This window comes from Achromobacter sp. (assembly GCF_050285585.1).
Taxonomy (GTDB): Bacteria; Pseudomonadota; Gammaproteobacteria; order Burkholderiales; family Burkholderiaceae_B; genus Achromobacter.
This window is the reverse complement of the sequence record NZ_JBLZXF010000002.1, coordinates 155,921-168,605: the sequence shown is the minus strand read 5'-3', so window position 1 is coordinate 168,605 and position 12,685 is coordinate 155,921. Positions and strand designations below refer to the sequence as shown.

The 12,685-nt window shown below is 68.8% G+C and carries 9 protein-coding genes; 2 read left to right on the top strand and 7 right to left on the bottom strand.

Annotated elements, in window-relative coordinates:
• Window positions 1–41: 41 nt before the first annotated feature.
• Complete coding sequence (gene rsmD, locus ACN6PJ_RS04035) at window positions 42–608, bottom strand: 16S rRNA (guanine(966)-N(2))-methyltransferase RsmD (protein WP_427994620.1); 567 nt, start codon at window positions 606–608, stop codon at window positions 42–44.
• Here rsmD and ftsY point away from each other — a divergent pair.
• Window positions 607–1,872, top strand: a complete 1,266-nt coding sequence (gene ftsY / locus ACN6PJ_RS04030) for a signal recognition particle-docking protein FtsY (protein ID WP_427994619.1) — start codon at window positions 607–609, stop codon at window positions 1,870–1,872. The genes rsmD and ftsY overlap by 2 nt on opposite strands.
• Before the next feature lie 34 nt (window positions 1,873–1,906).
• Here the strand turns inward: ftsY and ACN6PJ_RS04025 are convergent, their stop codons facing one another.
• Window positions 1,907–3,565, bottom strand: coding sequence for a CYTH and CHAD domain-containing protein (locus tag ACN6PJ_RS04025; protein ID WP_427994618.1), 1,659 nt, complete (start codon window positions 3,563–3,565; stop codon window positions 1,907–1,909).
• Between the two features lie 325 nt (window positions 3,566–3,890).
• On the opposite strand from ACN6PJ_RS04025, the gene ACN6PJ_RS04020 reads away from it, so the two are divergent.
• A complete protein-coding gene (locus tag ACN6PJ_RS04020) occupies window positions 3,891–8,111 on the top strand; it encodes an autotransporter domain-containing protein (protein ID WP_427994617.1) in 4,221 nt (1,406 codons plus the stop codon).
• Between the two features lie 143 nt (window positions 8,112–8,254).
• On the opposite strand, the gene phnE (ACN6PJ_RS04015) is transcribed toward ACN6PJ_RS04020, so the two are convergent.
• The 5 genes from phnE (ACN6PJ_RS04015) to ACN6PJ_RS03995 all read right to left on the bottom strand — a co-directional run bounded on the left by phnE (ACN6PJ_RS04015) (window position 8,255) and on the right by ACN6PJ_RS03995 (window position 12,679).
• Window positions 8,255–9,079: a phosphonate ABC transporter, permease protein PhnE gene (gene phnE / locus ACN6PJ_RS04015; RefSeq protein ID WP_427994616.1), complete on the bottom strand. Its 825-nt coding sequence runs from the start codon at window positions 9,077–9,079 to the stop codon at window positions 8,255–8,257.
• Window positions 9,076–9,948 (bottom strand): phosphonate ABC transporter, permease protein PhnE, encoded by an 873-nt coding sequence (phnE, locus tag ACN6PJ_RS04010; RefSeq protein ID WP_427994615.1) that lies wholly within the window; start codon window positions 9,946–9,948, stop codon window positions 9,076–9,078. The genes phnE (ACN6PJ_RS04015) and phnE (ACN6PJ_RS04010) overlap by 4 nt, the downstream gene beginning before the upstream one ends.
• Entirely contained in the window at window positions 9,945–10,715 is a 771-nt protein-coding gene (phnC, locus tag ACN6PJ_RS04005; protein WP_043546230.1) for a phosphonate ABC transporter ATP-binding protein, read from the bottom strand. The genes phnE (ACN6PJ_RS04010) and phnC overlap by 4 nt, the downstream gene beginning before the upstream one ends.
• A 7-nt stretch (window positions 10,716–10,722) precedes the next feature.
• The gene (gene phnD / locus ACN6PJ_RS04000) at window positions 10,723–11,721 is read right to left on the bottom strand and encodes a phosphate/phosphite/phosphonate ABC transporter substrate-binding protein (protein ID WP_427994614.1); all 999 of its coding nucleotides are present in this window, start codon (window positions 11,719–11,721) and stop codon (window positions 10,723–10,725) included.
• Between the two features lie 139 nt (window positions 11,722–11,860).
• On the bottom strand, window positions 11,861–12,679 hold the full coding sequence (locus ACN6PJ_RS03995) for an IclR family transcriptional regulator (protein WP_043546228.1): 819 nt from the start codon (window positions 12,677–12,679) through the stop codon (window positions 11,861–11,863).
• Between the last annotated feature and the right edge of the window lie 6 nt (window positions 12,680–12,685).

Genomic DNA, 12,685 nt, shown 5'->3' with positions numbered 1-12,685 from the left:
ATAAGTGGTGTACACCATCCTCCGAAGCTCGGATTATTGATCTATTTGCGCAATGCAGCAAATTCGAGAAGATGGTAGTGGACCGCGCCGGCCTTGTCCTGCCGCAAAATCGTGAATCCTTCGGGGGCCTCGATGGGGGATTCCGCTTCGACGTAGACCAGTCCGTGCTCGGTCAGGATACCCGGAAGCAGGGGCCACAGGCGAGGCAGCCAGCCCTGGCCGAAAGGAGGGTCCAATAGGATGAGGTCGAATCGGGACGCATCCATGCGCTCGGTGACCTGCATGGCGTCGCCCACATGGATGCGTATCATGTCGGCTTTGAGCTTGTCGCGCAGTGTCCGTAGCGCGGACGCCGCGGTTCTGTCGCGCTCGACCATCTGCACATGCGCCACCCCGCGCGAGGCTGCCTCGAAGCCCAGGGCGCCGCTGCCGGCGAACAGGTCCAGCACCTGCTTGTCGGCGAATTCGCCGCCCCACAGATGAGTCAGCCAATTGAACAGCGTTTCGCGGACCCGGTCGGGCGTGGGGCGCAACGATTCCACGTCGGGCACGGCAATGGGGGTGCGCCTGTATTGGCCCCCTACGATACGAATATACTTGTTACCCATGTTCAGCCGCTTCTTCAAGAAAAAATCCCCTCCGCCCGCCGCGCCGGCCCAGCCCGCGCCGCCGCCGGAGGCAGTAGACCCCATTCCCGCGCCGGCGGAGCCCGCCGCCGCGGAGCCCATTCCGGCTCCGCCTGCGCCGCAACCCCAACCCGAGGCGCCCGCGCCGGCCCCCGTCGAACGCGTCGCCGAGCCTGCCGCGGCGCCCGCGCCGGCCATCGATACCGCGCGCGAGCCCGAACCCGCCCCGCCTGCCGAGCCCGAACCGGCGGCCGCGGCCCAGGTTCAGGAGCCCGCTCCCGCGCCTGCGCAGGAACCGGAGCCCATGCCGGCGCCGGCCGCCGAGGCGCCCAAAAAGGCGTCGTGGCTGGCGCGGCTGAAGCAGGGCCTGTCGCGCACGGGGCAAAGCATTGGCGGCATCTTCGTCGGCGTCAAGGTCGACGAGAACCTGTTCGAGGAACTGGAATCGGCGCTCATTATGGCCGATGCCGGCCTGGAGGCCACCGAGAAGCTGCTGACCGCGCTGCGCGCCAGGGTCAAGAAGGAACGCATCGAGGACCCGGCCAAGGTGAAGGCCGCCCTGCGCCAATTGCTCGCCGACCACCTGCGCCCGCTGGAACGGTCATTCGATCTCAAGCGCACGCAGCCGCTGGTCGTCATGATCGCCGGCGTCAACGGCGCGGGCAAGACCACCTCCATCGGCAAGCTGGCGCATACGTTCCAGCGCCAGGGCGCCAGCGTGCTGCTGGCCGCGGGCGACACGTTCCGCGCCGCGGCCCGCGAGCAGCTCATCGAATGGGGCAGCCGCAACAACGTTACGGTGATCTCCCAGGATGGCGGCGATCCGGCGGCGGTGGCGTTCGACGCCGTCAATGCGGGGCGCGCGCGCGGCATGGGCGTGGTGATGGTGGATACCGCCGGCCGCCTGCCCACGCAGCTGCACCTGATGGAAGAACTGAAGAAAATCCGCCGCGTGATCGGCAAGGCGGACGCTGCGGCGCCTCACGAGGTGCTGCTGGTGGTCGACGGCAATACGGGGCAGAACGTGTTGACGCAGATCCGCGCCTTCGACGCGGCCATCAACCTGACGGGGCTGGTCGTGACCAAGCTGGACGGCACCGCCAAGGGCGGCACGCTGGCCGCGGTGGCGGCGGGCAGCCAGGGTGTGCGCCCGATCCCCGTGTACTGGATCGGCGTGGGCGAGAGCCTGGAGGACCTGCAGCCCTTCGTCGCGGACGAGTTCGCCGGGGCGTTGCTGGCGGAATGATCTACGCCCGGCGCCAGGCGCCGGGCGTAGCGGTTCACTTCCAGAAAGGCTTGCTTGCGGCCAGGTCGTCGAACGCCTGCTGCGCCTCTTCCGCCAGTTCCTGCAGGCGGGCGCTGATCCAGCCCAGCGCGAACCACGCCTGCGGGTGGGTGGCGGTACACGACTCGTAGTAGTCTTTGGCGACCGCGAGGTCGTTGATCTCGCCCAGTATGTCCTGCACGCGCGACAGCAGCTTGCGGTAGCCGCGCAATTTGTTGGCGGGCAGGAGGGATTCCGCGAAGGCCAGGCCGTAGCGCAGCCGCTTGCCGCGCTTGCGCAATTCATGTCTTGCGGGAATGTCCAGCGCCGCGAACTGCGTGCCCTGGTCGGCGACCTTGCTGTGCCAGCGATGGAGCCGCCGGGCCAGTTGCCTGCGCAGGCGTTCGGGATCGGGCTCGGGCGCGAGCATGGGAATGATCGTGGGGCGGACGCTGGGGCCCGCCACGCCGCCTTCCAGCCGGATCGCGGGTTCGGGCGCCGCGTCGCTGGGCGTGCCGTTCGCGATGGGCTGGCCATCGGCCGAGGGCAGGGCCGGCGGCACGTCCAGGCTCCATTCCAGCAGGTCCAGCAACCAGGCCTGGAAGGCCTTGCCGCCCGCGATGGAGCGGGCGTCCTGTTCGGGAGGCGCGGCCTCCATGGGGATCACCGGCATGCCGGCGCGCATCAGCGCGGGCGCCACGGTTTCATTCAATACGTCCTGGTCCCGATTGGCGCCGAATGCCGCGAAATGCGTGCGCACTCCTTGCAGCAATGCGTCGGAAACCGGCGCGATCCAGCCGTCGAAGAGCTTCCAGGCCGAACGCAGCCGGCGCACGCCCACGCGCAATTGGTGCACGTGCTCGGAGTTGCCGGCCCGGTAGGCGTCTTCGGTGTCCACTTCGGCCAGCACCGCGGCGTTGCGGGCGATCTGGTCCAGGCACTCCGCGGCGATGCGCGCCATGGCCTGCGAGGGCGTCATGTCTTCGCGCAGCTTGACCGAGGCGGCGCCGCGCGGCGCCCAGAATTGCGCGATGGCCTGCGCGCGGCGCGTTTCCAGGTCTTCGCCCGGAATCGCGTCCGCATCGGCCAGCCGCTGCGCCAGCTGGGCCAGCGCGTCGCCGCGTTCGGACTTGCTGCGCGGATCCAGCACCAGGGCATGGCGTTGCTGCCAGCCGCGAGCGGCCGCGAAGATGGCCGCGGGGCGGCCCGACACCAGTTCGAATTCCAGTTCGGAGATGGGCAGTTCCAGCGCGCCGGCGCGCAGGATGCCGGTGTCGTAGGCCAGCTCCACCGTGCCGTAGCGGGTGCGGACCTTGCGCAGCAGCCGCTGCACGTCGGTTTCATAGCGCAGCCCGAGTTCGCCCTTGATGGCCGAAAGCGCGGCCTCGACCTCCGTGCCGGCATACACCGACAGGTCCAGCACGGGGCCGGGGCGCGGGTGGTTGAGTTCGATGCGCGTGATGGCGTTGATGCCGGGCATCTTCAGGGTCTGCACCCAATCGCGCCCTTCCTGGCGCAGCCGGATGGCGATGCGCGCCCGCGCGAGTTCGCGCTCGGGCGTATCGAAATACATGGCGTGCAGGCGAATGCGCGTGGCTTCGCGTTGCTTGATCTCACGCAGCACGGCCTGGCGGGAAGCCGCGGGCACGTGCAGTTTCAATTCCTGTTCCGACATGGCGGCAAGTGTCCAACGGCAAAAGCCGAGATCTTAATCAAACGGGAGAGGTTGTTTGATGACTGGTCATATTTATTTCACAGACGCTTGCATGGAGCATAGACGCGGTTGCGGTGCATCCACAATCGCTCGCCGCCGGGTCGGCGGACATTTTCCGCTTTGATTGCGTCCGCTCAATTACCCACTTTCAGTGATATGCAGCGGCGCGCCGAACTTTTCTAATTGTAATTGGCGGGCCGGACGCATTGCGCGGGGCCTCGATACCCATTCGCGCCCGCCCCGGCATCGCCGGCGCCGGGCCACGACAAGAGAAAAGAGAGGCCCCATGAATCGCACGTATCGCATCGTCCTGAACCGAGGCACGGGCCAGTGGCAGGTCGCCAGCGAGCATGCCCGCGGCCGGGGCAGGAGCCGGTCGCGGACCGTGGCGCTGGCGGCCGTGCTGGCGGCGGCCTGCGGGGGGGCTGCCACGCCGGCGCTGGCCGGCGTGGCGGTGGACGGCGATGTGACGCCCGCCGTGAACTGGGGCGATGCCAATGATCTGGTCGTCGGCGATATCGCGGCCGGTTCGCTGCTGATCGAGCTGTCCGGGGCGACCGTGCGCAGCGCCAGCGGCTGGCTGGGGCTGACGACGAGTGGGGCGGGCACGGCGACGGTCACGGGCCGGGGCGCATCCTGGGTCCTGAACGGCAGCCTGGTGATCGGCGCCAGCGGCAGCGGCAGCCTGACGCTGGCCAACTCAGGCGTGGTCTCGGTGGGCCCGAATGGCCTGGGACTGGTCGAGCTGGGCCGCAATCCGGGGGCGGTCGGCGTCATCAACATCGGCACCGCGCCCGGCAGCGCGGCCACCGATGCCGCCGGCTTCGTGGATGCATCGGAGATCCGTTTTGGCGCCGGCGCCGGCACGCTCAACTTCAATTCGGTCGGGCCGGTGATGTTCACCCCCGCCCTGAGCAGCGGCGGGGGCGGCCAGCACCAGCTCAATCATTATGCTGGCGCCACGCAATTGCAGGGCGACAGCTCGCTGTTCCACGGCAACACCCGCGTTTCGGGGGGATCCCTGCAGATCCTCAACATACTGGGCACGGCCGAAGGCCGGATCGATGCCGGCATGGCCCCCGGCGCTACGGCGCGGGTCAGCGTCTTCAATCCCGGTTCGACCTGGGCCCTGACGGACAACCTGTTCGTCGGCGGCGGCGGGCCGGGCGAGCTGAGCATCTTCAACAGCGGCACGGTCTCGAACCAGTTCGCCACGGTCGACGCCCAGCGGAACGACACGGCGAGCGTGGCGATTTCCGACGCCGGGTCGCGCTGGGTCAATCGCGCGGCGCTGCTGGTGGGGTCGGAAGGCGGGCGCGGCGCGGTATCGATCCTGGCGGGGGGCTACGTGAGCAGCGTTGATGGGGTCATCGGTCGGACCCCGAACGGCAACGGCAGCGTCCTGGTGACGGGGCGCGGCTCGACCTGGGCCAACGCCCGCGAGCTCAGGGTGGGCGATGTCGAGGGCCAGGGCACGCTGATGGTCGAGGGGGCAGGTTCCGTCTCGAACGCCGACAGCGTTGTGGGCAGCATGAACGGCAGCGGCAATGTCATCGTCCGCGGCGCCGGCTCCACCTGGAACAACCGCGGCGCAATGACACTGGGGTTCGGCGTCGGGACGGGCGCGGGCAGCCTGACGATCGCGCAAGGCGGGGTTGTCAACGTCGGCGCCAACAACACAGGGAGCATCTCGCTGGCGAAGGACTCGCTCCTGTTCTACCGGACCGCCGGCACGATCAACATTGGCGCGCCGGCGGGACAAGCGGCCGTGGGCGCGGGCACGCTCAACGCCGGCACGATCCAGTTCGGCGCCGGCAACGCCACCGTGAACTTCAACCATAGCGACACGGCCTACGCATTCGCGACGCGGCTCGCCAGCGCGGGCAACGGTTCCCATCGCCTGAACCAGATCGCCGGCACCACGCTGCTGACGGGCGACAATGGCGCGTTCCTGGGCAAGACCACGGTGTCGGGCGGCAGGCTCGTGGTGCTGGACCGGCTGGGGGGCGCGGCCGAAGTGACGGGCGGGGCGCTGCAGTATGGCGATGCGACGGCCGGCGCCGCCAATCGCCTGGCCGGCGATCTGCAGGTGTCGGGCACGGGCAGCGTCCTGGCGCTGCAGGGGGCGGCAACCCTGGGGGTGGCGGGCAACGTCGGCATGGCCGACCACACTATCCTGGATCTCACGGCCGGTATGCGCGGCGCGGCGCTGCGCGCCGACACGGTGACGCTCGGGGCCGATGTGACCTTCCGGCTGGGCGGCATCTACAGCGCCAGTCCGGCCGAGGTGGTGCTGATCGACACCGCGAACGGCATCAGCGGCGACTTCGCCCGCATCAGCACTGGCGGCGCCGGCGGCACGGTGGACTACCTGAGCGTCAACACGCGCAAGTCGGCGGACAACCGCCAGTACCTGGCCGGCTATGGCCTGGCCTGGACCGCCGGCAACAGCCTGGCGCATGGCACGTTCACGCTGGCCAATGCCTCGGATCGGTTCACGGTGGGCGCGGCGCTGGCGGACCAGGCCGCCAATGCCGCGACGGGCTGGAGCGGCGCGACGCTGACCAAGGCCGGCGCGGGGACGCTGGTGCTGAGCGGCGACAACGCCTATACCGGCGGCACCACGATCGCGGGCGGCACGCTGCAGATCGGCCGCGACGCGAACCTGGGCAATGCCGCCGGCGGGCTGACGCTCAGCGGCGGCACGCTGGCGACCACGGCCTCGTTCTCCACGTCGCGCGCCGTCTCGGTGGCGCAAGCCAGCGGCCTCGACGTGGCCGCCGGCACCACCCTGGATATGGCCGGCCTCCTGTCGGGCCATGGCGACCTGGTCAAGCAGGGCGACGGCGTGCTGAACTTCAGCGGCGACGGTTCGGGCTTTACCGGTGGCATGATCGTCGACGGCGGCAGGCTGGCCGTCAACGGCAGGCTGGGCGGTACGCTCGGCATCGGCGCGGGCGGCACGCTCGGCGGCGCCGGAACAGCCGGCGCAGGCGCCGGCTCGACCATAACGGTGGGCTCCGGCGGCACGCTATCGCCCGGCAACTCCATCGGCACCCTGACCATCGATGGCAATCTGGTCATGGATAAGGGCTCGCGCTTCGTCGTCGAAACCAACCCCGACGGCACCGGCGCCGACCTGGTGCGGGTAACGGGCGATGCCGCCCTCAACGGCGGTTCCGTCATGCACGTCGGCGCCGATGGCGGCTATGGGCCGCGCAGCAGCTACAAGATCATGGAAGTGGGCGGCCTCCTGTCGGGCCGTTTCGATGCCGTCTCCTCCGATTTCGCTTTTCTCGCGCCCTCGCTGGACTACGACTATGGCGCGGGCAGCATTTCCCTGAGCCTGGAGCGCAACGAGTCGGCGATGGCCCTGACGGGCCGCACGCGCAACCAGCGCGCGGCCGCGGGCGCCGTCGACGGCATGGGCATGGCCAGCGGGCACGCGGTGTACGACGCGGTGGTGAGCCTGCCAGACGACCCGGCCCTTCTGCACGCCAGCTTCGATCAGTTGTCCGGCGAGGTCCACGCCTCGGCCAAGAGCGTGTTGCTGCAGGACGGCCGCTATGTGCGCGATGCCGTGGGCGAACGCCTGCGTTCGGCCGCGGGCGGCGTCGGCGCCGTCTCCGCGCCCGTGCTCGTCTCCGCCGGCGAGGGCGCCCGGCTTGCGCCGGCCAACGCCAACGGGCCGGCCACCTGGATCCAGGGCATGGGCTCATGGAGCCATATCGACAGCGACGGCAATGCGGCCCGGGTCAAGAGTTCGACCGGCGGCTTCCTGATGGGCGCGGACGCGCCGGTGTCCGACGCATGGCGGCTCGGCGTGATGGCGGGCTACAGCCGCTCGGACTTCGACGTGCAGGACCGCTCGTCCTCGGGCGACAGCGACAACTACCATCTGGGCGCCTACGCCGGCGGGCAGTGGGGCGCGCTGGGGCTGCGCGGCGGCCTGGCCTACAGCTGGCACGACATCACCACCCGGCGCTCGGTCGCCATGCGCGGGTTTTCCGATCGCCTCAAGGCCAATTACGACGGCCGCACCGCCCAGGCCTTCGCCGACCTGAGCTACCGCATCGATACGCCGGCCGTGTCGTTCGAACCCTTCGCCAATATCGCCTACGTCAATCTGGAGACGGACGGCTATCGCGAAAACGGCGGCCCCGCCGCGCTGCGCGGGAAGAGCCAGACGACCGAGACCACCTTCACGACCCTGGGCGCGCGGGCCATGTCGCGCTTCGGGCTGGGCGGCGCGCAAGCCGAGGGCCGCGGATCGCTGGGCTGGCGCCACGCATTTGGCGACGTCATGCCGCTGGCGACCCAGGCCTTCTCGGCGGGCGAGGCGTTCACCGTGGCGGGCGCGCCCATCGCGAAAGACAGCGCGGTGATCGAGGCGGGGCTGGACGTGCAGATCACCCGCCAGGCGGCGTTCGGCCTGTCCTACCAGGGCCAGCTCGCCAGCTCGGCCCAGGACCACGGCGTCAGGGCCAGTCTGAATATCCGGTTCTGACGACACGGAAAAGCCGCCCGTTGGGCAGGTCTCTCGCTTGCTGCCCCCCGGTGGGAGCTCTTAGTCTCGCGGCGGCCCTTCGACAAAAAAAACCGCCCGTTTCCGGGCGGAGCAAAGGAACGCGGTAGCGCGGCGCGAGCGCGTCAGAGGATGCGCTTGCGCGCCTGGGTGATGAGGATTTCGGCCAGCACGACGACGCCGAAGATGGCGGCGAGGACCAGGGCCACGCGGTCCCACTGGAACAGGTTGAGCGCCGTGTCCAGGGCCATGCCGATGCCGCCGGCGCCGACCAGGCCGAGCACGGCCGATTCGCGCACGTTGATGTCCCAGCGCAGCAGCACGATGGACCAGAAGGCGGGGCGGATCTGCGGCCAGTAGGCGTACCAGATCACCGACGCCTTGCTGGCGCCGGTCGCGGTGACGGCTTCGATCGGGCCGCGCTGCGCTTCCTCGATGGCTTCGCCCACCAGCTTGCCGACGAAGCCGATGGAGCGAAAGGCAATGGCCAGCGTGCCGGCCAGGGCGCCCGGCCCGAAGATGGCGATGAACAGCAGCGCCCACACCAGCGAGTTGACCGAGCGGCTGGACACCAGGATCAGCCGGGCCAGCATGTTGACGGTCTTGCTGGGCGTGAGGTTGTTGGCCGCCAGCAGGCCGACCGGCACGGCCATCACCACGGACAGGATGGTGCCCAGCGTGGCGATGTGCAGCGTCTCGATCAGCGCGCCGTGCACGCCTTCCGGGTAATAGGCCCAGTCGATCGGCCACATGCGCTGGAACAGGTCCGCCATCTGCTCGGGCGCGTCATACAGGAACTCCGGGATGATCTCCACGCCGCGGATCGCCTGCACGATGGCCGCGACGACGAGGAGATACAGCGCGAAGCGCAGCAGGCGCTGGCCCATGCTGTAGCGCTGCCACACGCGGGGCGAGCCGGCGGGGTTCAGGGTGGAGGCGGGAGCGTTCATTCTTCCACCTCCGCCTTGCGAGCCACGGAAGCCCTGCTGGCGCCCACGCCGCGCGCCCCGGTGAAGCGGCTTTGCAGGATGCGCTCGAAGCCGAGGTTGTCCAGGAAGACCGCGCGCACGAAGCCCGCCAGGATTTCGCCCAGCATGATGATGGCGATCAGGGTCAGCAGGATGGCGCTGACGAAGTCGTAGTCGAAGCGCTGGAAGGCCGAGAACAGCGTGCCGCCCACGCCGCCCGCGCCCACGATCCCCACCATGGTGGAGTTGCGCAGGTTGGAGTCGAACTGGTAGGTGGCGAAGCCGATGAAGCGGGCGAACACCTGCGGCAGCACGCCGAAGATGATCACGTTGGCAAACGAGGCGCCGGTGGCGCGCACCGCTTCCACCTGCTTGAGCGAAATCTCTTCGATGGCTTCGGTGAAGAGCTTGCCGATGAAACCGATCGAGGCGACCGTCAGCGCCAGGATGCCCGCCAGCGCGCCGAAGCCCACGGCCTTGACGAACAGGATGGCGACGATGACGGGGTGCAAGGCGCGGCACAGCGCGACGATGGCGCGCGCCGGCCACGATACCCACGCGGGCATCATGTTGCGGGCGCCGAGCAGGCCGATGGGCAGGGCGATCAGCACGCCCAGCACCGAGGCCAGCACCGCGATCTCCAGGCTTTCCGCGATGCCCTTCCACAAGGTGGCCGGCTTTTCGAAATTGGGGGGAAACATGCGCGAAAGAAACGTGGACGCATGGCCCATGCCGCTTTCGAAGCGCGCCCAGCTGAAGTCCAGTTGCGCGCCGGCATACACGGTATAGGCCAGCAGCAACAGCAGGCCCGCCTTGGCGCGCCCGGACATGGCGAAGGGGCGGGGGGTCATTCCAGCCAAGACTCGCCTCCGTAGATCGTCTTGAGCATCGCGGCGTCCAGGCCCTGGCCGTCGCCGTCGTAGACCACATGCCCGCCGGACATACCGACGATGCGGGTGGCGTAGCGCCGGGCCAGTTCGACGTCGTGGATGTTCACGATGACCGGGATGCCCGTGGCGTTGCCCTGCTCGGACAGCAGTTCCATGATCTCGACGGAGGTCTTGGGATCCAGCGACGAGGTCGGCTCGTCGGCCAGCAGCAGTTGGGGGCGCTGCATCAGCGCGCGGGCGATGCCCACGCGCTGGCGCTGGCCGCCCGACAGCGCGTCCGCGCGCTGGTCGGCGAAGCCCGCCAGGCCCACGGTATCGAGCAGCTTGTAGGCATGCTCGATATCCTGGGCCTCGAAGCGCCGCATCCAGGCCTTGACGGCCGAGGTGTAGCCCAGCCGGCCGGTCAGCAGGTTTTCCATGACCGTCAGGCGCTCGACCAGGTTGTACTCCTGGAACACCATGCCGATGCGCCGGCGCGCGCGGCGCAGCGACGCGCCGCGCACGCGGGCCAGGTCCACCGCGCCATCGCGGGACTGGAGCACGATCTCGCCCCGGGTGGGTTCGATCAGCCGGTTGATGCAGCGCAAGAGCGTGCTCTTGCCGGTGCCCGAGGGGCCGATGATGGCGGTCAGCCCCTGCCCGGCGATCTGCAGGTCGATGCCGTTCAGTACCGGCTGACCGGCCCGGTATTCCTTCACCAGGCCGGAAATGCGTAGCGACGTCGTCATACTGGACTTACTTCTTGCTCTTGGCGGTTTCGCGGTCGTAGGCGGCGCGGTTGAAGCTCTCGCCGCCCGATTCGGCTACCTGGCGGACGATGGCCCAATCCTTCTGGTAGGTCACGGGGTAGAAGCGGTCGGCGCCGTCGAATGCCTTGGACATTTCCGCGGGGAAGCGGTAGTCGTAGAAGCACTTGAGCATCTGGTCGCGGAACTTCGGCTCCAGGTCATGCGCGTAGGCGAACGAGGACGTCGGGAACTTCTCGCTGCGGTAGATCACGCGGAAGTCGGCTTCCTTGACCTGGCCGCGCTCGACCATGCGCTTGAAGACGTCCGAGGCCACGGCCGCGGCGTCGTAGTCGCCGGAGTTCACGCCCATCACGGACTGGTCGTGCTTGCCCGAGAAGATCACCTTGTAGTCCTTGTCCGGCGTCAGGCCCTCCTTCGGGAACAGCGCCACCGGCGCCATGTGGCCGGAGTTGGACGACGGCGCGGTGTGCGCCAGCTTCTTGCCCTTCAGGTCGGTCAGCTTCTGGTACGGGCTATCCTTCTTGACGATGACGATCAGGTTGTAGCCCTGGAAGCCGTCGGCGTAGCCCTTGACCGCGAACGGCACGGCGCCGGCGATGTTCACCGCGAAGGCGGTGGGGCCCGTCGAGAAGCCGCCCACGTGCAGGCGGCCCGAGCGCATGGCCTCGATTTCGGCCGCGTTGCTCTGCACCTGGTAGAACACGACGCGCTTGCCCGTGCATTCCGACAGGTGCTTGGTGAAGGGCTTGAAGATGTCTTCGTAGACCGCCGGATCTTCCACCGGGGTGTAGGTGAACACCAGCGTGGACGGCGTCTTGAGCTTGGACGCGTCGGTGGGCGTGTCCGCCACCAGGTCCTTGTCGGCGTCGCAGTACATCTGGTCCAGGTCGCCGCGGTTGGAGCAGGTGTCGGCGGCCTGGGCGGCGGGCGCCCCGAACGCGAACGCCGCAACGGCGGCCGCTTGCAATAGACGCAAGGCGTGCATGGTGTGTCTCCTCTTGTAGATGAATGTTTCCTGAATTCAATCACATAAGAGGGGACGGCACACCTGGGAAAGTCCCTGTCTTTCTTTTCGCCTTTTGTTCGAAATGTTCGTTTTGTGTTCGTTTTTGCGCGAAGTGCGCTCAGGCGCGGTAACCCAGCTTGCGCGAGATCTCCTGCGCGCAGTCCAGCAGCGGGCGGGCGATCGCGCCGTCCCAGGAAACGTCGAACAGGCCGGTGGGCCCCAGGCTGGTCAGGGCCAGGACGATGTTGCCCGTGTTGTCGAACACCGGCACCGACAGCGCGTCGACTCCGGGCAGCGGATTGCCCAGCGCCCGGGCCATGCCATGCACGCGGATGTCCGCCAGTTGGGCCTCGATGTTGGCCCGGGACTCCTTGCGCGGAGGCGGCATGCTGGCGATGACGGCCGTGTCGCCTTCTTCGCGCGCGATGTAGTGCTCGCTGACCTTGGGCGGCAGCCAGGCGGCGAACACCAGGCCGGTGGCCGTGTGCAGCATCGACATCACCGTGCCCTTGCGCATGTTCACGTGGACCGGGTAGCTGGCTTCGGTCATGTGGATCATCGTGGGCCCGTGGGACCCGAGCACGGCGATGCCCAGCGTGTGGCCGATTTCGGACTGCAGCCGGGCGATCTCGGGCATGGCGATGCGCACCGGATCCAGGCGCTGCAGACTGACCAGCCCCATTTGCAGGGCGAAGGGGCCGAGTTCGTATTGGCCGGTAATGGCGTCCTGCTGCACCAGGCCGACGCGGATGAAGCTGACCAGGTAGGGGTGCGCCTTGGCGGACGTCATGCCGGCGCCCGCGGCCAGGTCGCGCAGGGTCAGGGGCTTGCCGGCGTCGACCAGGGCGGCGAGCAGCGGCACGCCCACCTCGATGGACTGGATGCTGCGGCGGCCGTCGTTCGCGGCGGCGGAAGAAGGAGTCTTGGATGTCGCCACGTCTTG

Bases quoted from the DNA above. Each gene is read 5' to 3' on its own strand.
- ftsY (WP_427994619.1), top strand. From the start codon at position 607: ATGTTCAGCCGCTTCTTCAAGAAAAAATCCCCTCCGCCCGCCGCGCCG.
- rsmD (WP_427994620.1), bottom strand. From the start codon at position 608: ATGGGTAACAAGTATATTCGTATCGTAGGGGGCCAATACAGGCGCACC.
- ACN6PJ_RS04025 (WP_427994618.1), bottom strand. From the start codon at position 3,565: ATGTCGGAACAGGAATTGAAACTGCACGTGCCCGCGGCTTCCCGCCAG.
- ACN6PJ_RS04020 (WP_427994617.1), top strand. From the start codon at position 3,891: ATGAATCGCACGTATCGCATCGTCCTGAACCGAGGCACGGGCCAGTGG.
- phnE (WP_427994616.1), bottom strand. From the start codon at position 9,079: ATGAACGCTCCCGCCTCCACCCTGAACCCCGCCGGCTCGCCCCGCGTG.
- phnE (WP_427994615.1), bottom strand. From the start codon at position 9,948: ATGACCCCCCGCCCCTTCGCCATGTCCGGGCGCGCCAAGGCGGGCCTG.
- phnC (WP_043546230.1), bottom strand. From the start codon at position 10,715: ATGACGACGTCGCTACGCATTTCCGGCCTGGTGAAGGAATACCGGGCC.
- phnD (WP_427994614.1), bottom strand. From the start codon at position 11,721: ATGCACGCCTTGCGTCTATTGCAAGCGGCCGCCGTTGCGGCGTTCGCG.